Below are 20,136 nucleotides of genomic sequence, written 5' to 3'. Positions count from 1 at the left end.
AGGGTGCATAACAGTTCTTCGGGCGTGCTGGCGCCATCCCCGACGGGACCTAGGATCGAACCTGAGCGCGTTCGGTGTCGAGCGCGTGCTTGTCCCGGTCCACAGGAGGACACTGTGAAGCACAACAAGATCACCCTCGCGGGCATTGCGCTGCTCGCGGCGAGTGCCCTGGCACTCTCCGGCTGCGCAAGCAGCGGCGATTCGCCCGACGCAGACAAGGGCTCCTCGAGCGCCGATGCGTCCGCGATCATCAAGGTCAACGGCTCTGAACCTCAGAACCCGCTGATCCCGACCAACACCAACGAGACCGGTGGTGGCAAGATCCTCGACGCGATCTTCGCCGGACTCATCGGCTACGAGGCCGACGGCAAGGTGTTCAACGAGGTCGCCGAAGACATCAGCGTCGATGACCCGCAGAACATCACGGTCAAACTGCGCAAGGGCCTGAAGTTCACCGACGGTGAAGAGGTCACCGCCGACAACTTCATCAAGGCGTGGAACTACGGCGCACTGGCGTCGAACGAGCAGCTCTCCAGCTACTTCTTCGAGGACATCGAGGGCTTCAGCTACGACGAGGACTCCGAGCTGACCGGCCTGAAGCAGGTCGACGACCACACCTTCACGATCAAGCTCAACAAGCCGGCCGCCGACTTCGCGCAGCGCCTCGGCTACTCGGCCTATTACCCGCTCCCCGACGTCGCGTTCGAGGACATGGAGGCCTTCGGCGAGAACCCGATCGGCAACGGCTCCTACATGCTCGACGGTGAGGGCTCCTGGAAGCACGACGTGGGCATCAACCTCGTCGCCAACCCCGACTACGACGGCCCGAACAAGGCGGCGAACGGCGGTCTCGAGATCGTCTTCTACGCCTCGCAGGACGCCGCGTACAACGACCTGCTCGCCGACGAGCTCGACGTCCTCGACGCCATCCCGGACTCGGCCTTCGGCAACTACGAGTCCGACCTGGGCGACCGCGCGGTCAACCAGCCGGCAGCCATCTTCCAGTCCTTCACCATCCCCGAGCGCCTCGCGCACTTCGGCGGCGAAGAGGGCAAGCTGCGTCGCCAGGCGCTGTCGATGGCGATCAACCGCAAGGAGATCACGGACGTGATCTTCCAGGGCACCCGCACCCCGGCCAGCGACTTCACCTCGCCGGTCATCGACGGCTGGAGCGACGAGCTCAAGGGCGCCGAGGTGCTCGAGTTCAACGAGAAGAAGGCCAAGGAGCTGTGGGCCGAGGCCGACAAGATCAGCCCGTGGAGCGGCACATTCCAGATCGCGTACAACGCCGACGGCGGCCACCAGGCCTGGGTCGACGCGACCACGAACTCGATCAAGAACACGCTCGGCATCGACGCATCGGGTGCTCCCTACCCGACCTTCAAGGAGCTGCGCACCAAGGTCACCGACCGCACGATCGAGACCGCCTTCCGCACGGGATGGCAGGCCGACTACCCGGGTCTGTACAACTTCCTCGGACCGCTGTACGCGACCAACGCAGGCTCCAACGACGGTGACTACTCGAACCCCGAGTTCGACAAGCTGCTGTCGGAGGGCGTGTCCGAGACCGACCCGAAGGCGGCGAACAAGCTGTACCAGCAGGCTCAGGAGATCCTCCTCCAGGATCTGCCCGCCATGCCCCTGTGGTACTCGAACGTCGTCGGCGGCTACGGCGAGAACGTCGAGAACGTGAAGTTCGGCTGGAACTCCGTTCCGCTCTTCTCGCAGATCGAGAAGAAGAAGGCGGAGTAACCCTTCGCGACGAGGCGGTGGTGCTCGCACCACCGCCTCGTCATCTTTGCCCTCGAGGCGTGTGATCCGCGCCCCGTACCCGAAGGGAGGTCGAGGGTGGCCTTTTACATCCTCAGACGGATCCTGCAGGCGATCCCCGTGTTCTTCGGAGCCACCCTGCTGATCTACTTCATGGTCTTCGCCATGCCCGGCGACCCGATCGCCGGACTGTTCGGCGACAAGCAGCCGAACCCGGCGGTGCTCGAGCGGCTTCGCGCCGAGTACCACCTCGACGAGCCGTTCATCGTGCAGTACGGCTACTACATCGCCGGTATCTTCCGGCTCGACTTCGGCACGAGCTTCTCGGGCCAGTCCGTCACCGACATCCTGGCGCGCACGTTCCCGATCACGCTGCGCCTCGCGGTCATGGCGGTCGCCATCGCATTCGTGCTCGCGATCATCATCGGCCTGTTCTCCGCCCTCGACAAGGGTGGCGCGTTCGACAACTCGATGCTCGTGCTGGCGCTGATCTTCATCGCCGTGCCGATCTTCGTGCTGTCGTTCCTCGCGCAGTACTTCCTCGCCGTGCAGCTGGGCTGGTTCAGACCCACTGTCGGTGCGCGCAACGACTGGGGCGATCTCTGGCTGCCTGCCATCGTGCTGGGCTTCAGCGTCTACGCCACCAGCATGCGGCTCACCCGTGCTTCCACGATCGAGACCCTCGGTCAGGACTGGGTGCGCACGGCGTACAGCAAGGGCCTGTCGCGCAGTCGCGTCATCCCCGTGCACGTGCTGCGCAACTCACTCATCCCGATGGTCACCGACCTCGGAACCGTTTTCGGCGTCCTCATGGTCGGCGCGACGGTGACCGAGGGCATCTTCAACGTGCCCGGAGTGGGCAACACCCTCTATCAAGCGATCATCCGCGGTGAGAATCCCACGGTCGTGTCGTTCGTGACGGTGTTCGTCGTCGTGTACGTGCTCATCAACCTCGTCGTGGACCTTCTCTACGGCCTGCTCGATCCGAGGATCCGCTATGTCTCGACCTGACCTCGACCGCGGCCACTACGTCGCGCCCGCGGACACCACATCGGTGCCCGTCGATGTCGTGCGCATCGACGCCAAGCCGAGCAACCTGTGGCTGGATGCGTGGCGCGACCTGCGTCGGCGTCCGCTGTTCTGGATATCGGCGGCCTTCGTGCTGCTGGTCGTCATCGTCGCACTCGCGCCGAGCCTGTTCACCAACGTGCCGCCGGCCGACGGCTGCGTGCTGACGAAGAGCAACAAGGGGCCCGAGGCGGGGCATCCGCTCGGCTTCACCCGCCAGGGCTGCGACGTGTACTCGCGCACCATCTGGGGAACCCGCACCTCGCTCATCGTGGGTGCACTGGCGACCCTCATCAGCACCATCGTGGGAATCATCATGGGCGCACTGGCGGGCTTCTACGGCGGGTGGCTCGACTCCGTGCTCTCGCGCGTGGGCGACATCTTCTTCACGATCCCGTACATCATCGCCGCGATCGTGGTGATGTCGGTGCTGCCGGAGCGCAACGAGGTCGTGCTGGCCTTCGCGATCGGCGGCTTCGCCTGGGCGTCGACGGCGCGCATCATGCGCGCCGAGGTGCTGCGGGTGAAGCAGGCGGACTTCGTGATGGGCGCCGAGTCGATCGGCATGTCGAAGTTCAAGACGCTGCTCGTGCACGTGCTTCCCAATGCGATGGCTCCCGTCATCGTTGTCGCCACGCTGGCGCTCGCGGGCGCCATCGTCGCCGAGGCGACGCTGTCGTTCCTGGGCGTCGGGCTCAGCGGCACGATGTCGTGGGGCCTGGACATCAGCCAGGCACAGACCAACATCCGCACCGCGCCGATGGCGCTGTTCTGGCCGTCGCTGGCCCTGACCATCACCGTGCTGGCATTCGTCACGCTCGGCGAGCTGCTGCGCGACGCCGTCGACCCGAAGGCGAGGGCTCAGCGATGACCGAACCTCTGCTCAGCGTGCGCGACCTGCGCGTCGCATTCCGCAGCGGCAAGAAGATCCGCGAAGTGCTGCACGGCGTGAACTTCGACATGATGGCCGGCGAGACGCTGGCGATCGTGGGGGAGTCCGGATCGGGCAAGTCCACGACCGCTGCGGCCATCATCGGCCTGCTTCCCGGCACCGGGCACGTCACCGGCGGCAGCATCACGCTCGACGGGCGCGAGCTCACGACCGCGAAGCGGGCCGAGCTCGAGCACATCCGCGGGCGTGAGATCGGCTACGTCCCCCAGGACCCGATGTCGAACCTCAACCCCGTGTGGTCGATCGGCTTCCAGGTCAAGGAGGCCGTGCGGGCGAACGGCCTGGCACAGGGGCGCCAGGAGGTGCACGACCGCGCCGTCGAGGTGCTGCAGCAGGCGGGTCTCGCCGACGCCGCTCGTCGCATGCACCAGTTCCCGCACCAGTTCTCGGGCGGTATGCGACAGCGCGCGCTGATCGGCATCGGCCTGGCCGCCGACCCTCAGCTGCTGATCGCCGACGAGCCGACCAGCGCACTCGACGTGACGGTGCAGCGGGTGATCCTCGATCACCTGGCGAGCCTGACCAGCGAGCGCGGCACATCGGTGCTGCTGATCACGCACGACCTCGGCTTGGCCGGTGACCGTGCAGACCGGATCATCGTGATGAACCAGGGTGAGATCGTCGAGGCCGGCCCCAGCGCCGAGATCCTCTCGCGGCCGCAGCACCCGTACACGCAGCGCCTGGTCGCTGCGGCGCCCAGCCTCGCCTCGAAGCGGATCGGCACCGTGTCGACCCGCGAGGAGGAGCCCCTGAGCACGGCGCCCGCCGTGGTGGAGGTGCGCGACCTCGTCAAGCAGTACTCCATCCGCAGCGGTGGTCTGCGCAGCGAGAAGTTCCTCGCGGTGGACGGCGTCTCGTTCTCGATCCCGCGGGGCAAGACGCTCGCGCTGGTGGGCGAGTCGGGATCGGGCAAGTCGACGGTGGCGAAGATGCTGCTGCAGCTCGAGAAGCCGACCGACGGTGAGATCTTCATCGACGGCGAGGCGACGAGCACCATGTCACGTGCGGAGGTCTTCGCACTGCGCCGGCGCATGCAGCCGGTGTTCCAGGATCCGTACGGATCGCTCGACCCGCTGCGCAGCATCGGCAACCTCATCAGCGAGCCGCTGCACGTGCACGGCATCGGCACGCGCGACGAGCAGCACAAGCGCTCGCTCGAGCTGCTTGACCAGGTGTCGCTGCCGCGGGAGCTCGCCGAGCGGTACCCGAACGAGCTGTCGGGTGGTCAGCGTCAGCGCGTGGCGATCGCCCGCGCGCTGGCCCTCAAGCCGGACATCGTCGTGCTCGACGAAGCGGTCTCGGCGCTCGACGTGCTCGTGCAGGACCAGATCCTGCACCTGCTGTCGGACCTGCAGAACGACCTCGGGCTTACCTACCTGTTCATCACGCACGACCTCGCGGTCGTGCGTGTCGCGGCCGACCTGGTCTGCGTGATGGAGAAGGGCAGGATCGTCGAGCAGGGCACGGTGGACTCGATCTTCTCCAGCCCGCAGGAGGAGTACACGCGTCGCCTGCTCGACGCCATCCCCGGCGCGTCGCTGCCGCTGGGCGGCGTCGGTCTGTGACATCCGAGCCCGCGACACCAGCCGGCGCCGCCTCGCTCCGCAACCGGGGCGGGGTGGCGCTGCTGGTGATCTGCTCGATCCTCTCGGCGGTGCTGCTGATCGACGCCGCGGTGCGCACCGATGCGATCACGGCGGTGCTGCTGGCTCCGTGGCCCCTGCTCGTGCTCTGGGCCGTGTACGTGCTCGGCGTGGCATCCCGGGTGCGCGCGGCGGCGGACGGCGTGTTCGTGCAGAACCTGCTGCGCACCACCTTCGCGCCCTGGGCGCGGGTGGCGCAGATCCGGATGCGCTGGCAGATCGAGATCACCCTCGACGACGGCTCGCTGGTGACCTGCTTCGGCGGGCCGGCCACGCGCCGCCCCCAGCGGCTCGGTCCGGGGCGCACCAAGGAGGACGCCAACGGGCGTGCCGATGATGCCGTCGCGGCGCTGCGCAAGACGAAGGCGAACGCCGTGCCCGTCGCGCCGGTACCGCCCGTGCGGCGCGGATGGGACATCCCGGCGATCGCCGCCCTGCTGGTGATCGTCGCCTGGGCCGTGGTGGCCGTTCTGGTCACCCGCGGCTGAGCCGATCGCTCAGCCCGGCAGGCCGAACAGGGCGGGCCACGTCGCGGCAGCCCACGGGTAGCCGACGAAGACGAGCGCGTCGATCGCGAAGTGCGCGACGAGGAACGGCAGCAGGCGCCCGGTGCGGGCGAACAGCCAGCCGAACAGCAGCCCCATCGCGAGGTTGCCGACGAAGGCCCCCGGACCCTGGTAGAGGTGGTAGGTCGCGCGCAGCACGCTGGTCGCGACGATGATCGGCCAGGCGCCCCAGCCGAGCTGCCGGAGCCTGGCGAACAGGTAGCCGAGCACCACGAACTCCTCCTGGAGGGATGCCCGGGCCGCCGACAGCAGCAGGATCGGCACCGTCCACCAGTGGGCGTCGAGTCCGGCGGGGTCGACGGCCACGAACCAGCCGAGCGCACGGCCGGTGAGATAAAGACCCAGCCCGGGGACGCCGATCGCGGCCACCAGGCCGAATCCCCAGCCGACGTCGCGTGCGGTTCTCGTGCCGTCGAGCCCGAGCATCCCGAGGTGCGGCCGGCGCGACCGCCAGAGCAGGAAGCAGACCAGCAGCACCGGCACGATCCCGAAGCCGATCGAGAGCATCTGATAGATGAGGTCGAACACCTCGCGGTCGCTGCGCGACGGGTTCAGGGTCGCGGTCTGATCGGCCAGGGGAGTGGAGTCGGTGAGGCGGTAGGCGAGCTGCACGATGGCGTACACCGCCGACTGTCCGAGCCCGAGAGCGAGGACGATGCCGATCTCCCACCACAGCCGCGTCCTGGTCGCCGTCACCCTCTCGATGGTAGATGCACCGTTCGGATCGCTCAATCGGCGGCACCTGGGCCCACGGCGCCATGCCAGCGATTCGAAGGCGTCAGGCACTGTCCAGAGAGCGTGCGCTATTCTGGAACGTCGCTCTCGTTCATTCGGCACACGCGGCATCCCATCCCACAACCATCCGCATTGGACTTCTTGAATGGCGCACGCCCTCCGCTCCGACCTCCGAAACGTCGCGATCGTCGCACACGTCGACCACGGCAAGACCACGCTCGTCGAGGCCATGCTGCGCCAGACCGGCTCGTTCGGCGAGCACGCACACCTTGAAGAGCGCTCCATGGACTCCGGTGATCTGGAACGCGAAAAGGGCATCACGATCCTCGCGAAGAACACCGCGATCACGTACAAGGGCATCCACGCCGAGAAGCCCGTCACGATCAACGTGATCGACACCCCGGGCCACGCCGACTTCGGCGGCGAGGTCGAGCGCGGCCTGTCGATGGTCGACGGCGTCGTGCTGCTGGTGGACGCGTCCGAGGGTCCGCTGCCGCAGACCCGTTTCGTGCTGCGCAAGGCGCTCGAGGCGAAACTCCCCGTCATCCTTCTGGTCAACAAGACCGACCGGCCCGACGCGCGCATCGCCGAGGTCGAGGCCGAGGCGCAGGACCTGCTGCTGGGCCTGGCATCCGATCTCGTCGACGACGTGCCCGATCTCGATGTCGACGCCCTTCTCGACGTGCCCGTCGTCTATGCGTCCGGCCGCGCCGGCGCCGCTTCGCGCAACCGACCCGCCAACGGCGAGCTGCCCGACAACGACGACCTCGAGCCGCTGTTCGGGGCGATCCTCGAGCACATCCCGGCGCCGTCGTACGACGACGAGGCGCCCCTGCAGGCGTGGGTGACCAACCTCGACTCCAGCCCGTTCCTCGGCCGCCTCGCACTGCTGCGCGTGTTCAACGGCACGCTGAAGAAGGGCCAGACCGTCGCCTGGGTCCGCGCCGACGGCACCACGAACAGCGCCCGCATCACCGAGCTGCTGATGACGCGTGCGCTCGAGCGCTACCCGGCCGAGTCCGCGGGCCCCGGCGACATCGTCGCCATCGCCGGCTTCGCCGACATCACGATCGGCGAGACAATCGCCGACCCGAACGACGTGCGTCCGCTTCCGCAGATCCACGTCGACGACCCGGCCATCTCGATGACGATCGGCACGAACACCTCGCCGCTGGTGGGCAAGGTCAAGGGCCACAAGCTCACCGCGCGCATGGTCAAGGACCGCCTCGACCGTGAGCTGATCGGAAACGTCTCGCTGAAGGTCGTCGACATCGGGCGACCGGATGCCTGGGAGGTGCAGGGACGCGGTGAGCTGGCGCTGGCCATCCTCGTCGAGAACATGCGTCGTGAGGGCTTCGAGCTCACCGTCGGCAAGCCGCAGGTGGTCACCAGGCAGATCGACGGCAAGATCCACGAGCCGTTCGAGCACCTCACCATCGACGCCCCTGAAGAGTACCTCGGCGCGATCACGCAGCTGCTCGCAAACCGCAAGGGCCGCATGGAGGGTATGACCAACCACGGCACGGGATGGGTGCGCATGGAGTTCGTCGTGCCTGCGCGCGGGCTGATCGGCTTCCGCACCGAGTTCTTGACCACCACGCGCGGCACCGGCATCGCCAACAGCATCTCGCACGGCTACGAGCCGTGGGCGGGGCAGATCACCACGCGCCAGAACGGCTCGATCGTCGCCGACCGCTCCGGCGTCGTGACGCCGTTCGCCATGATCGCACTGCAGGAGCGCATGTCGTTCTTCGTCAAGCCCACGCAAGAGGTCTACGAGGGCATGGTGATCGGTGAGAACTCCCGCAACGACGACATGGACGTGAACATCACCAAGGAGAAGAAGCTCACCAACATGCGCTCGGCCACGGCCGACACGTTCGAGTCGATGACGCCGCCGCGGGAGCTCTCGCTCGAGGAGAGCCTCGAGTTCGCTCGCGACGACGAGTGCGTCGAGGTGACGCCCGAGGTCGTGCGCATCCGCAAGGTGATCCTCGACCAGACGACTCGCGGTCGCGAGGCGTCGCGTCTGAAGCGTCAGGACGCCAACGCCTGACCTGCTCGACTGAACGAAGACCCCGGCCCGGTGCCGGGGTCTTCGTCGTTCTGTGGACACCAAGGTAACGAACGCATAACACACTTTCCCGAGCGTGACGGCGCGTCATTCCCGGGAAGCGCGCACGTTCTGTCCAGATGAGGGCAGGGTTTCGTCCAGGTGCGGGGCGCAGGCTTGTATCTCGTGCCCGGGAAACGTCGCTCCCACGAGCGCGCCCCGTGAGGGTCCGGGCCGTCGACAACCCGAAGGTCGAACCTCACCCCATGATCGATATCCAGAACACGCGTGCGTCTCAGCGGGTCGCACACCTCGCATCCGCTCACACGCGCATGCGTCGTCCGCTCATCGCCGTCGCGGTCGGTGCCGTGCTGGCGGCCACCGCCGCCGCCGGCGCGATCTTCGCTCCCGCGGCGCTCGGCGCCATCCCCTCCGAGCAGGCTCTCGAGCAGGCCGCCGATGCCGCAGACGACGGCAAGATCGCCCTGGTGAACGCCGAGTCGCTCAACAACGTAGTGGCGCAGGTGGACTTCGCGCTGCCGACCGAGCGCACCGAGGTGGGCCTGAGCGACCTGATCGCCGACGTGAAGAGTCTCGCCAGGGCCGATCAGCTGTCGTCCGAGGAGGTCGCCGATCTCACCGCCGACGTCGTGCGCGGCACCACCATCGTGCAGTCGAAGACCGCCGACCTGCAGAACGCGCTGACCGCCGGGAAGGAAGCCGAGGCCGTCCGCGTGGCCGAGGAGGCCGCCCGCGCGAAGGCCGAAGCCGAGCGCATCGCCGCCGAGGAGGCGGCACGGCGAGCAGCCGAGGAGCGGGCCCGTCTGGCCACGGCCAACACCCCCGAGGGCGCGAAGGCGACCGCGCGTGCCATGGCGGCCGAGCGCTACGGCTGGGGCGAGGGCGAGTTCTCGTGCCTCGCGAAGCTGTGGACCAAGGAGTCGGGCTGGAACTACCAGGCCTACAACTCCAACGGCGGAGCCACGGGCATCCCGCAGTCGCTGCCCGGCAGCAAGATGGCGTCGGCCGGTGCCGACTGGCGCACGAACGCGGCGACGCAGATCGCCTGGGGCCTCGGCTACATCGACGGCGTGTACGGCTCGCCGTGCTCGGCCTGGGGCCACTCGCAGGCGATGAACTGGTACTGAGCCGCTGACGCGGCGGGTCAGCGCAGCTCCGACACCAGCACCGCGCTGGTGCCGGGGCTGTGCGCCTCGAAGATGTGCGGCGCGTCGCCCGCGTACGACAGGTAGTCGCCGGGGTGCAGCAGCTCGGGTGCGTCGTTCGGCCCGACCAGCGCCTCGCCGCTGATCAGCACGACGTGCTCGGTCGTGCCCGCGTGGTGCGGCAGCGAGCGCCTCGGCTCGCCCGGCTCCGCCTGGATGAGGTAGATGTCGCGCCGCGTGCCGGGGGCGGCGGCCGACAGCAGCGTGGCGAGATAGGGGGATGCCGCCGACGGCACGCCCGCGTGATCTCCGACGCGGATGAGCCGCGCCGCGGGCGCACGGTCGTCGACGAGAGTCGCGAACGGCACGCCCAGTGCGTCGCCGATGGCCCACAGCGTCTCGACGCTGGGGTTGCCCGAGCCGCTCTCGAGCTGCGAGACGGTCGCCTTGGAGACGCGCGCGCGGCGGGCCAGTTCCGAGACCGACAGGCCGGCACCCTCCCGCTCGCGGCGCAGGGAGAGGGCGAGTCGTTCACGCAGGTCCATGCGTTCAGTATGACAAACGATCGTTCGATTTGACTGAACAGGTTCACCTGTTCAGAATGCTGTTCATGCGTTCAGCAGAGCGAACACGGGAACAGGATCACGCCCTCCGGGAAGTCTGGCGCGAGGGACTCGGCGTCGCCGTCGCCACCAGCGCGTACGGCATCTCGTTCGGCGCCCTGTCGGTGGCATCCGGTCTCGACGTCTGGCAGACGTGCGTGCTGAGCCTGCTGATGTTCACCGGCGGGTCGCAGTTCGCCTTCATCGGCGTGTTCGGCGCGGGCGGCATCGCCGCGCTGCCCTCGGCGGTCGCCTCCGCCGCGCTGCTCGGTGTGCGCAACGTCGCCTACGGCATGCGCATGTCGTCGATCATCGGCGACGGCTTCTGGCGCCGGGCTGCCGCCGCGCACGTCACCATCGACGAGTCGACGGCCGTCGCGATCTCTCAGGGGACGCCCCGGCTGCGTCGGCTGGGATTCTGGCTCACCGGCCTCGGAGTGCTCGTCGGCTGGAACCTCACCACGCTCGCGGGCGCCCTGCTCGGGGACGTGCTCGGCGACCCGAAAGCATGGGGGCTCGATGCGGCGGCCGCCGCCGCGTTCCTCGCGCTGCTGTGGCCCCGGCTCCGGGAGCGTCAGGCGGTCGCTGTCGGCGTGGCCGCCGCAGTCGTCGCCGCCGGCCTCACGCCCTTCCTCATGCCGGGTCTTCCGGTGCTCGTCGCCGCGCTCGTCGCGATCGTGGTCGGCTGGTTCAACTGGCTCGGCCGCCCCGACACGACCGCGGAGGCATCTCGATGACCGTCTGGAGCGCGGTGCTGCTCGCCGCCTGCGTCTGTGTCGGGTTGAAGGCGGCCGGATACCTGGTGCCGGCCGGACTGCTCGAGGCGCCGAGACCCGCACGGATCTCGGATCTGCTCACCGTCGCGCTGCTGGGTGCGCTGGTCGCGGTGCAGAGTCTGGGCGCAGGTCAGGCCGTGATGGTGGATGCCCGGGTGCCGGCCGTGCTCGTCGCCGCCGGTCTGCTGTGGATGCGGCAGTCGTTCCTCGTCGTCGTGTTCGCCGCCGCCGCTGTCGCGGCGCTGCTGCGCATGGTCGGCCTCGCCGGGTGAGTGCTGCTCAGGTAGGGGAGAGCGGCGCGCAGTAGGCTCGATCCGTGCGCAGAATGCTCTCCCGAGGCCTCTCCTGGCTGGCCGCGGCCCTGGTCGGGGCCGTCTACGGCGTCGCCGCGACCATCGCGCACAGCTTCACGATCGGGCCCGTCCCCGTGGGCCTGATCCTGGGGGGCATCGCGTGCGCCGCCCTGCTCGTCGCGCTGCGCGCTCTCACCGGCGATCGCTGGGCGGCGCTCGCCGCGGGGCTGGGCATGATGGCGCTGCTTCTGGTGATCTCGCAGCGCGGGCCGGGGGGATCGATCGTCGTGCCGAACACCGCGCTCGGCAACATCTGGATGTACGTCGCGGCGGGCATCGTCATGCTCATTGTGGCCTGGCCGGACACCCGCCGGCTCCGGGAGCTGTCCGCGAGTGCGGCCGCACCGCGGGGCGAGGCGAGCCGAGGGGCCGTAGACTGAAGCCGTGACGTACGTGATCGCCCTTCCCTGCGTCGATGTCAAGGACCGCGCCTGCATCGACGAATGCCCCGTGGACTGCATCTACGAAGGCGAGCGGATGCTGTACATCCACCCCGACGAGTGCGTGGACTGCGGCGCCTGCGAACCGGTCTGCCCGGTGGAGGCGATCTACTACGAAGACGACCTGCCCGAGGAGTGGGCCGACTACTACAAGGCCAACGTGGAGTTCTTCGACGAGATCGGCTCTCCGGGTGGCGCGTCGAAGGTCGGCGTCTACGATTTCGATCACCCTGTGGTCAGCGCCCTGCCGCCGCAGGGGGACTGAGTGGGAGTCCGGGACCTGGCGGACTATCCCTGGGATGCGGTGGTTCCCTACCGCGAGCGGGCGGCCCGGCATCCCGACGGACTCGTCGATCTGTCGATCGGCTCGCCGGTCGACCCCACGCCCGAGGTGATCCGCCGGGCACTCGCCGAGGCGACGGACGCGCACGCCTACCCGCAGACCGTCGGCACGAGCGACGTGCGCCAGGCCATCGTCGACTGGTACGCGCGCAGGCGCGGGGTCCCCGACCTCACCGAAGCGAACGTCATGCCGACGATCGGCTCGAAGGAGCTCGTCGCGCTGCTGCCCCTCCTGCTCGGCCTCGGGGCCGGCGACGTCGTCGTGCACCCTCGCGTCGCCTACCCGACCTACGCGATCGGTGCGGCGGTAGCAGGCGCCACGGCTGTCGCCGCCGACGACCCGGCGGAATGGCCCGAGGGTACGAAGCTCATCTGGATCAACAGCCCTGGAAACCCTGACGGCCGCACCTGGGACGTCGAGGCTCTCCGCGCCGCCGTGCGCCGGGCGCGAGAGCTCGGCGCCGTGCTGGCGAGCGACGAGTGCTACGCCGAGCTCGGCTGGGACGGCCCCTGGCAGAGCGAGGCGATCCCGTCTGTGCTCGATCCGCGGGTCACCGACGGCAGTCGTGCGAACCTGCTCAGCGTCTACTCGCTGAGCAAGCAGTCCAACCTCGCCGGCTACCGCGCCGCGTTCATCGCCGGCTGCTCGACGCTGATCGGCGACATCCTCGCGGCGCGCAAGCACCTCGGACTGATGCCGCCCGCACCCGTGCAGCACGCGATGGCCGTGGCCCTGCGCGACGACGAGCACGTCGCCGCGCAGAAGAAGCTCTACCGTCAGCGCCGCGAGGTGCTGCTGCCCTCGCTCGTCGAGGCGGGGTTCCGCATCGACGGCTCCGAGGCCGGCCTGTACCTGTGGGCCACCGAGGGACGCGACGCCTGGGAGTCGATGGATCGCCTGGCATCCCTCGGCATCCTGGCCGGGCCCGGCCACTTCTACGGCGACCACTCCGCACAGCACGTGCGCCTCTCGCTCACCGCTCCGCTGGAGCGGGTGCAGCAGGCGGCAGCGCGTCTGGTCGTCGCAGATCGATGACTTTTGTGCGCACCGCCCGGTGATGACGCACATCTCTTGGCGGATGTCACAGTAGGCTCAGGTCGCGGCTAGGCTGTAGAGGCGATGTGGTCTGCTGGACCGGCGCTGCGTGCGTCTCTCATCGCCCACGACGACACGAACGCAGCAGGAGGTTGGCGTGAGCGCAGCTCAGCCCGAGAAGGCGACTCTTTCGATCGGCGACACCACGGCGGAGTTCCCCGTCGTGCGCGCAAGCAGCGGCACCGACAGCATCGACTTCTCGACGCTCACGCGTCAGACCGGGTACACGGCGCTCGACTACGGCTTCGTCAACACCGCGTCCACCAAGTCGGCCGTCACCTTCATCGACGGCGATCAGGGCATCCTGCGCTACCGCGGATACCCGATCGAGCAGATCGCGAAGAACTGCAGCTACCTCGAGGTGGCGTGGCTGCTGATCTACGGCGAGCTGCCCACCGCGACCGAGCTCGCCGAGTTCGACGAGAAGATCCGCCGGCACACCCTGCTGCACGAAGATCTCAAGCACTTCTTCTCAGCCCTCCCGCACACCGCCCACCCGATGGCGGTGCTGTCGTCAGCGGTCGCCGCGCTGTCGACCTACTACGAGGGCCAGACCGACCCGCACAACCCCGAGCACGTCGAGCTGAACATGGTGCGCATGCTCGCCAAGCTGCCGGTCATCGCCGCCTACGCGCACAAGAAGAGCGTCGGTCAGGCGTTCCTGTACCCCGACAACTCGCTGAGCTTCGTCGACAACTTCCTCAAGCTCAACTTCGGCGTGCACAGCGAGCCGTACGAGGTCAACCCGGTGATGTCGAAGGCGCTCGAGCTGCTGCTGATCCTGCACGAGGACCACGAGCAGAACGCGTCGACGTCGACGGTGCGTCTGGTCGGCTCGACCGGCGCCAACCAGTTCGCATCGATCTCGGCCGGCATCCAGGCCCTCTCCGGACCGCTGCACGGCGGCGCGAACGAGGCGGTGCTGACCATGCTCGGCCAGATCCGCGAATCGGGACAGAGCGTGCAGCGCTTCGTCGAGAGCGTGAAGAACAAGGAAGCCGGTGTGAAGCTGATGGGCTTCGGGCACCGCGTCTACAAGAACTACGATCCGCGCGCGAAGCTCGTCAAGGAGGCCGCCGACGAGGTGCTCTCCGAGCTCGGCGTGACCGATCCGCTGCTCGACCTCGCCAAGGAGCTCGAGGAGATCGCGCTCGCCGACGACTACTTCAAAGAGCGCCGGCTGTACCCGAACGTCGACTTCTACACCGGTGTGATCTACAAGGCGATGGGCTTCCCCACGCGTATGTTCACCGTGCTGTTCGCGATCGGTCGGCTGCCCGGCTGGCTGGCGCAGTGGCGTGAGCTGAACCTCGACCCGCAGACCAAGATCGGTCGCCCGCAGCAGCTGTACGTCGGCTCGCCGGAGCGCTCCTTCCCGACGCGCTGAGTCGCGGGGGGAGCCGCGCTCGCGGTCGCGTCCCGCTAGCTCAGAGCACGCACCACAACAGAGCGGCCCGTCACGGAATTCCGTGACGGGCCGCTCTCGTGAGCAGTCGGAGGAGCTGTGCGTCAGAGGCCCTGCGGGCGGCTGGCCCGGCGCGAGCCGGTGCGCGCGCGACCCGCGCCGTGCTGCTGCCCCGTCGACGACGGGCGCGCGGCGCCGTGGTCGCCCTGGCGCTGCTGGCTCGCCGGGGCTCCGGTCTGCGTGGAGTAGCGCGGCTGGCTGCTCTGGGCGTGCGTGCGGCCGCGCTCGCGACCTGCATCCGTGCGCTGGACCGTGTCGCCGGTGCGACCAGAGCGACGGCGGCCCGAGCCGGAGCGTGCGCCGGTCTGGCCGCCCGACTGCTGCGCCGGCTTCGCCTTCGGCTTGTTCTGCTGCGGAGCGACCAGGACCGTCTTGACCTTCGCGGCGCGCTCGCCGACGAGCTCGTCGACGATGGCGGGAGTGACGTCCTCCAGGCCCACCGCGATCTGCGCCTTGCGCAGGATGTCCTTCACGTCGCGGCGCTGCTCGGGCAGCATCAGCGTGACCACGGTGCCGGCGGCACCCGCACGAGCGGTGCGGCCGGAGCGGTGCAGGTACGCCTTGTGCTCGACGGGCGGGTCGACGTGCACGACCAGCTCGACGTCGTCGACGTGCACGCCGCGCGCGGCGACGTCAGTGGCGACGAGCACACGCACGCCGCCGTTCGCCGGATCGGCGCCGAACGCGGCGAGGTTGCGCTCGCGCGCGTTCTGCCCGAGGTTGCCGTGCAGGTCGACCGACGGGATTCCCGCCGAGGTCAGCTGCTTGGCGAGCTTCTTGGCGTGGTGCTTGGTGCGGGTGAACAGGATCCGACGGCCCAGACCCGAGGCGAGGTCCTCGACGAGCTTCTTCTTGGCATCCGCGTCAGACGCGATGAGCACGCGGTGCGTCATCTCGCCGACGGGCACGCTGGCCTCGTCGACCTCGTGGCTGACCGGGTTGCTGAGGAACCGCTTCGCGAGCGAGTCGATGCCGCGGTCGAGGGTGGCGCTGAACAGCAGGCGCTGCCCTCCGGCCGGAGTGGCCGAGAGGATGCGGGTGACGCCCGGCAGGAAGCCCAGGTCGGCCATGTGGTCGGCTTCGTCGAGCACGGCGACCTCGACGGCACCGAGTGAGACGACGCCCTGCTTCATGAGGTCTTCGAGGCGGCCGGGGCACGCCACGACGATGTCGACGCCGCCGCGCAGCGCCTGCTCCTGCGGGCGCTGCGAGACACCGCCGAACACCGTGGTGACGCGCATGCCTACGGCCTCGGCGAGCGGCTTGATGGTCGCGGCGATCTGCGTGGCGAGCTCGCGGGTCGGCGCGAGCACGAGTCCGCGCGGCCGGCCGGGCTGGCGGCGAGTGCCGGATGCCGACAGGCGGGCCACCAGGGGCAGCGCGAAGGCGATGGTCTTGCCGCTGCCGGTGCGGCCGCGGCCGAGCAGGTCGCGACCCGCGAGGGAGTCGGGAAGCGTGTCGCGCTGGATGGCGAACGCCTCGGTCTTGCCGTCGGCGGCCAGAACGTCGGCCAGCGCGGCGGGTACGCCGAGATCGAGGAAGGAAGGCATAGGAGTATCTCCGGGAAGGCGCAGCATGGCTGCGGAAGGGGGCGACGGCGCGGGATCGCGCATCGTTTCGCCGCTCGAGTACCGCGACCGGATGCCGGTGCGGAAGGATTTCGACGACGCAGACGTCTCGCTTCGCGAGGGGCGTCGGGTTCCACACTAACAGCAGGCGTGGGCGCGGGCCTGAACGTGCACCGTGATCAGGCGTGCAGCTTCTCGTTCAGCGTCACCCCGTGGCCCGAGCGCTGCACGACCTCGACCGCGCCGCTCAGCGAGTTGCGACGGAACAGCAACCCGCTGCGGCCCGACAGCTCGGCGGCCTTGATCGTCTGACGCCCGCCCTCCGGCGAGGCCGGGGCGTCGGCGACGATGACCTTGGTTCCCGCGGTCAGGTACAGCCCGGCCTCGACGATGCAGTCGTCGCCGAGCGAGATCCCGATGCCCGCGTTCGCTCCCAGCAGCGTGCGTGCGCCGATCGAGACGCGGTGCTGACCGCCGCCCGAGAGGGTGCCCATGATCGATGCGCCGCCGCCGATGTCGCTGCCGTCACCGACCACGACGCCCTGCGAGACGCGTCCCTCCACCATCGAGGCGCCGAGGGTGCCGGCGTTGAAGTTCACGAAGCCCTCGTGCATCACCGTCGTCCCGGGGGAGAGGTGGGCGCCGAGGCGAACCCGCGACGCGTCGGCGATGCGCACGCCGGCGGGCTGCACGTAGTCGGTGAGGCGCGGGAACTTGTCGAGCCCCTGCACCTGGATGCCGTGCCTCTGCAGCACCGGCCGCAGTCTCGCCGCATCGGCCGGATGCATGGGCCCGGCGTTGGTCCACGCCACGGTGGGCAGGTGCCCGAAGATGCCGTCGAGGCTGAGCTCGTTGGGACGAACCAGCAGGTGCGACAGGGCGTGCAGGCGCAGATACGCGTCAGCGGTGGATGCGACCGGCGTGTCGAGGTCGACGGAGAGCTGAACGAACTCGACCGTCACTCCGCGGCGCTCGTCGTCGTCGGCGAAGGCGCCCCACGCGGATGCCGCAGCTGCGGCATCGTCGGGCTCCTGGGCGCCGAGCCCGAGTTCGGGGTACCAGGCATCGAGGACGGTGCCGTCGGACGCGATCGTGCTCAGGCCGACGCCCCAGACCGTGCGTGCAGTGCTCATGCCTCTACGGTACGGTGCCACGCTCATTCGCGGCGGGATGTGTCGGCGTGGCTAGGCTGGGCGCATGGCGCTGGATCTGACTGCATCCTCTCTCGAGCTCACCCGCACGATCTGCGACATCCCGAGTGTGTCCGGCGGCGAGGCGCCGCTGGCAGACGAGATCGAGGCGGCGGTGCGGACGTACCCGCATCTCGAGGTTGTGCGTCACGGCAACACCGTCGTCGCCCGCACGGCTCTCGGCAGGGCGCAGCGCGTGGTCATCGCAGGGCACATCGACACCGTGCCGATCAACGGCAACGTGCCCACCCGCGACGTCGAGATCGACGGCGCGGGATACCTGTGGGGGCGCGGCACGGTCGACATGAAGGCCGGCGTGGCGGTGCAGCTCAAGCTGGCCGCCGAGCTCACCGACCCCTCGGTCGACATCACCTGGATGTGGTACGACAACGAGGAGGTGGACGCCTCGCTGAACGGTCTCAACCTGCTCGCCCAGGCGCGCCCCGATCTCTTCGCCGCCGACTTCGCCATCCTGGGCGAGCCGTCCGACGGACGCGTCGAGGGCGGATGCAACGGAACGCTGCGCGCGGTCGTTCGCGTGCACGGCGTTCGCGCGCACAGCGCGCGCTCCTGGATCGGCGAGAACGCGATCCACGCCGCAGCGCCGATCCTCACCCGGCTCGCCGAGTACCGGGCCCGTGAGGTCACGGTCGAAGGCCTGGGCTATCGCGAGGGGCTCAACGCGGTCAGCATCCGGGGCGGCGTCGCCGGCAACGTCATCCCCGACCTGTGCGAGGTCGAGGTCAACTACCGCTTCGCGCCGAGCAAGAGCGTGGCCGACGCGGAGGACCACGTGCGCGCGGCATTCGCGGGGTTCGAGGTCGACGTCCTCGACGCGGCCGGCGGCGCTCGTCCCGGCCTGGACGCGCCGATCGCTCAGCAGTTCCTCACGGCCGTCGGGGGAGAGGCGCACGCCAAGTACGGCTGGACCGATGTCGCGCGCTTCTCGGCGATGGGTGTTCCCGCCGTGAACTACGGCCCCGGCGATCCGCACCTCGCACACCACGATGAGGAGCGCGTGCCGGTCGAGCAGATCGCGGACGTCGAACGCGGACTGCGCGCGTGGCTCACCGCGTCCTGACCGGCGCACTGCGCGGCTGGGCGCGCACTCCGTTCCCCGCCCGTATCGCGATCATCTACCTGCTGTCGCGGCTGGTGACGACCGGGCTCTTCATGCTCGCCGCGGCCGGCTCGAGCGTCTCATCCCGGTTCGGGGTGGCGCCGACGCTGGGCGACTACGCCCTCGGCTGGGACGCCCAGTGGTACTGGACGGTCGCGGTTCTCGGCTACCCGGACGTGCTGCCGGTGAACGACGCCGGTCAGGTTCTCGAGAACGCCTGGGCGTTCATGCCGGTGTACGCATACCTCGCGCAGGTCGCGGGTCTGGGCGACTGGGGGGCCGGGGCGGTGCTGGTGTCGCTCGTGTCGGGCTACCTCGCCTGTCTCGCCCTGTTCCGGCTGCTCCGGACCCGGATCGGGGCGACCGCGGCAGTGTGGGCGGTGGCGTTCTTCGCGAGCGGGCCGCTGGCCGCCCTGTTCCAGGTGGGGTACGCCGAGAGCCTGTTCGTGCTGCTGCTGCTCGTGGCGATCGACCTCGTGTCGCGACACCGGTACCGGTGGCTGTACCTCGTGATCCCGGTGATGGGTTTCACTCGGCCCGGAGTGCTGGCGTTCGCGCTGTTCCTCGGCCTGCACGGCATCTCGCGGTGGGCCACGCGTCACAGGCATCCGCTGCCGGTGAAGGACATCGTGCACATCGTCGCGCTCGGCGCGTTGACGACGGTTGTCGGCTTCTCGTGGCAGGTGATCACCGGGGTCGTCACGGGCGATCCCGGCGGGTACCTGAAGACAGAGCTGTCGTGGCGCCGCAACTGGCTCAGCGACGCGTCTGAGGACTTCATCCCGTTCGAGGGTTTCGTACGCGGTGCCGAGTTCTGGGCCGAGCAGTGGGGGATGCCCGCATGGGCGGGCTGGGTCATCCTCGCGGTTCTGGTGATCGGCGCGGCGTACGCCCTGCTGCGCGCGCGCAGCGTGCGGCGGCTCGGCCTCGACATCCGGCTCTGGAGTGCGAGCTACCTGCTGTACCTGCTGGCGGTGTTCTTCCCGCAGTCGAGCACCTTCCGCCTGCTCTTCCCGCTGACCCCGCTCGCAGGAGCCGTCGCGGTGCCGCGTTCGCGGGCGTATCGGTGGGGGGTGCTGCTGGTGTGCCTGCTGCTGCAGTGGGTCTGGATTCTCGCGATGTACGGCTCGGCGCAGACGTTCTGGCAGATCCCGTGACCCGGATGTGACGCGCGTAACGCCGAAGGCGAAGGGTACCGATAAACTTGAGGTATACCACCGAGGGAAAGGGT

19 protein-coding genes are annotated in these 20,136 nt (G+C 69.1%); 15 read left to right on the top strand and 4 right to left on the bottom strand.

Translation table 11 applies throughout. The annotated features are described in order from the left end of the window. Positions 1–114: 114 nt before the first annotated feature. The 5 genes from ACWGSM_RS10695 to ACWGSM_RS10675 all read left to right on the top strand — a co-directional run bounded on the left by ACWGSM_RS10695 (position 115) and on the right by ACWGSM_RS10675 (position 5,921). Positions 115–1,752, top strand: a complete 1,638-nt coding sequence (locus ACWGSM_RS10695; protein ID WP_452322899.1) for a peptide ABC transporter substrate-binding protein — start codon at positions 115–117, stop codon at positions 1,750–1,752. Positions 1,753–1,848: 96 nt separating this feature from the next. Further along, positions 1,849–2,781, top strand: a complete 933-nt coding sequence (locus ACWGSM_RS10690) for an ABC transporter permease (protein WP_452322898.1) — start codon at positions 1,849–1,851, stop codon at positions 2,779–2,781. Next, complete coding sequence (locus ACWGSM_RS10685; RefSeq protein ID WP_452322897.1) at positions 2,768–3,709, top strand: ABC transporter permease; 942 nt, start codon at positions 2,768–2,770, stop codon at positions 3,707–3,709. Before ACWGSM_RS10690 ends, ACWGSM_RS10685 begins: the two co-directional genes overlap by 14 nt. Beyond that, positions 3,706–5,355, top strand: a complete 1,650-nt coding sequence (locus ACWGSM_RS10680; RefSeq protein ID WP_452322896.1) for a dipeptide ABC transporter ATP-binding protein — start codon at positions 3,706–3,708, stop codon at positions 5,353–5,355. Before ACWGSM_RS10685 ends, ACWGSM_RS10680 begins: the two co-directional genes overlap by 4 nt. Next, positions 5,352–5,921: a PH domain-containing protein gene (locus ACWGSM_RS10675; RefSeq protein ID WP_452322895.1), complete on the top strand. Its 570-nt coding sequence runs from the start codon at positions 5,352–5,354 to the stop codon at positions 5,919–5,921. Before ACWGSM_RS10680 ends, ACWGSM_RS10675 begins: the two co-directional genes overlap by 4 nt. Before the next feature lie 9 nt (positions 5,922–5,930). Here ACWGSM_RS10675 and ACWGSM_RS10670 read toward each other — a convergent pair whose 3' ends face one another. Further along, positions 5,931–6,695 carry a CPBP family intramembrane glutamic endopeptidase gene (locus ACWGSM_RS10670; protein WP_452322894.1) on the bottom strand — a complete coding sequence of 255 codons (765 nt, stop codon included), beginning with the start codon at positions 6,693–6,695 and terminating at the stop codon, positions 5,931–5,933. A 184-nt stretch (positions 6,696–6,879) separates the two neighbouring features. Here ACWGSM_RS10670 and typA point away from each other — a divergent pair, with 184 nt between their 5' ends. Together typA and ACWGSM_RS10660 are read left to right on the top strand one after the other, a co-directional pair. Continuing rightward, positions 6,880–8,790: a translational GTPase TypA gene (gene typA / locus ACWGSM_RS10665; RefSeq protein ID WP_452322893.1), complete on the top strand. Its 1,911-nt coding sequence runs from the start codon at positions 6,880–6,882 to the stop codon at positions 8,788–8,790. 263 nt (positions 8,791–9,053) lie between these two features. Next, positions 9,054–9,935, top strand: a complete 882-nt coding sequence (locus ACWGSM_RS10660) for an aggregation-promoting factor C-terminal-like domain-containing protein (protein WP_452322892.1) — start codon at positions 9,054–9,056, stop codon at positions 9,933–9,935. Positions 9,936–9,952: 17 nt separating this feature from the next. On the opposite strand, the gene ACWGSM_RS10655 is transcribed toward ACWGSM_RS10660, so the two are convergent. Continuing rightward, positions 9,953–10,498, bottom strand: a complete 546-nt coding sequence (locus ACWGSM_RS10655; protein ID WP_452322891.1) for a helix-turn-helix domain-containing protein — start codon at positions 10,496–10,498, stop codon at positions 9,953–9,955. Positions 10,499–10,563: 65 nt separating this feature from the next. Here ACWGSM_RS10655 and ACWGSM_RS10650 point away from each other — a divergent pair, with 65 nt between their 5' ends. The 6 genes from ACWGSM_RS10650 (at position 10,564) to ACWGSM_RS10625 (ending at position 14,949) form a co-directional block, all read left to right on the top strand. Continuing rightward, positions 10,564–11,292 (top strand): AzlC family ABC transporter permease, encoded by a 729-nt coding sequence (locus ACWGSM_RS10650; RefSeq protein WP_452322890.1) that lies wholly within the window; start codon positions 10,564–10,566, stop codon positions 11,290–11,292. Further along, on the top strand, positions 11,289–11,603 hold the full coding sequence (locus tag ACWGSM_RS10645) for an AzlD domain-containing protein (protein WP_452322889.1): 315 nt from the start codon (positions 11,289–11,291) through the stop codon (positions 11,601–11,603). Before ACWGSM_RS10650 ends, ACWGSM_RS10645 begins: the two co-directional genes overlap by 4 nt. A gap of 53 nt (positions 11,604–11,656) precedes the next feature. Beyond that, entirely contained in the window at positions 11,657–12,064 is a 408-nt protein-coding gene (locus ACWGSM_RS10640) for a histidinol dehydrogenase (RefSeq protein ID WP_452322944.1), read from the top strand. 4 nt (positions 12,065–12,068) lie between these two features. Then, complete coding sequence (fdxA, locus tag ACWGSM_RS10635) at positions 12,069–12,389, top strand: ferredoxin (protein WP_452322888.1); 321 nt, start codon at positions 12,069–12,071, stop codon at positions 12,387–12,389. Then, positions 12,390–13,502 carry a succinyldiaminopimelate transaminase gene (dapC, locus tag ACWGSM_RS10630; RefSeq protein WP_452322887.1) on the top strand — a complete coding sequence of 371 codons (1,113 nt, stop codon included), beginning with the start codon at positions 12,390–12,392 and terminating at the stop codon, positions 13,500–13,502. A 157-nt stretch (positions 13,503–13,659) separates the two neighbouring features. Beyond that, a complete protein-coding gene (locus ACWGSM_RS10625) occupies positions 13,660–14,949 on the top strand; it encodes a citrate synthase (protein WP_313358197.1) in 1,290 nt (429 codons plus the stop codon). A gap of 122 nt (positions 14,950–15,071) precedes the next feature. Here the strand turns inward: ACWGSM_RS10625 and ACWGSM_RS10620 are convergent, their stop codons facing one another. Together ACWGSM_RS10620 and dapD are read right to left on the bottom strand one after the other, a co-directional pair. Beyond that, positions 15,072–16,577 (bottom strand): DEAD/DEAH box helicase, encoded by a 1,506-nt coding sequence (locus ACWGSM_RS10620; protein ID WP_452322886.1) that lies wholly within the window; start codon positions 16,575–16,577, stop codon positions 15,072–15,074. 197 nt (positions 16,578–16,774) lie between these two features. Beyond that, positions 16,775–17,728, bottom strand: coding sequence for a 2,3,4,5-tetrahydropyridine-2,6-dicarboxylate N-succinyltransferase (gene dapD, locus ACWGSM_RS10615; protein WP_452322885.1), 954 nt, complete (start codon positions 17,726–17,728; stop codon positions 16,775–16,777). A 64-nt stretch (positions 17,729–17,792) separates the two neighbouring features. Here dapD and dapE point away from each other — a divergent pair, with 64 nt between their 5' ends. Further along, the gene (gene dapE / locus ACWGSM_RS10610) at positions 17,793–18,866 is read left to right on the top strand and encodes a succinyl-diaminopimelate desuccinylase (protein ID WP_452322884.1); all 1,074 of its coding nucleotides are present in this window, start codon (positions 17,793–17,795) and stop codon (positions 18,864–18,866) included. After that, positions 18,848–20,062: a hypothetical protein gene (locus ACWGSM_RS10605; RefSeq protein ID WP_452322883.1), complete on the top strand. Its 1,215-nt coding sequence runs from the start codon at positions 18,848–18,850 to the stop codon at positions 20,060–20,062. Before dapE ends, ACWGSM_RS10605 begins: the two co-directional genes overlap by 19 nt. Positions 20,063–20,136: the final 74 nt, after the last annotated feature.

Source organism: Microbacterium sp. NPDC055521 (assembly GCF_053619695.1).
The sequence above is the reverse complement of the archived record's forward strand: the minus strand, read 5'-3'. Positions and strand labels throughout refer to the sequence as shown.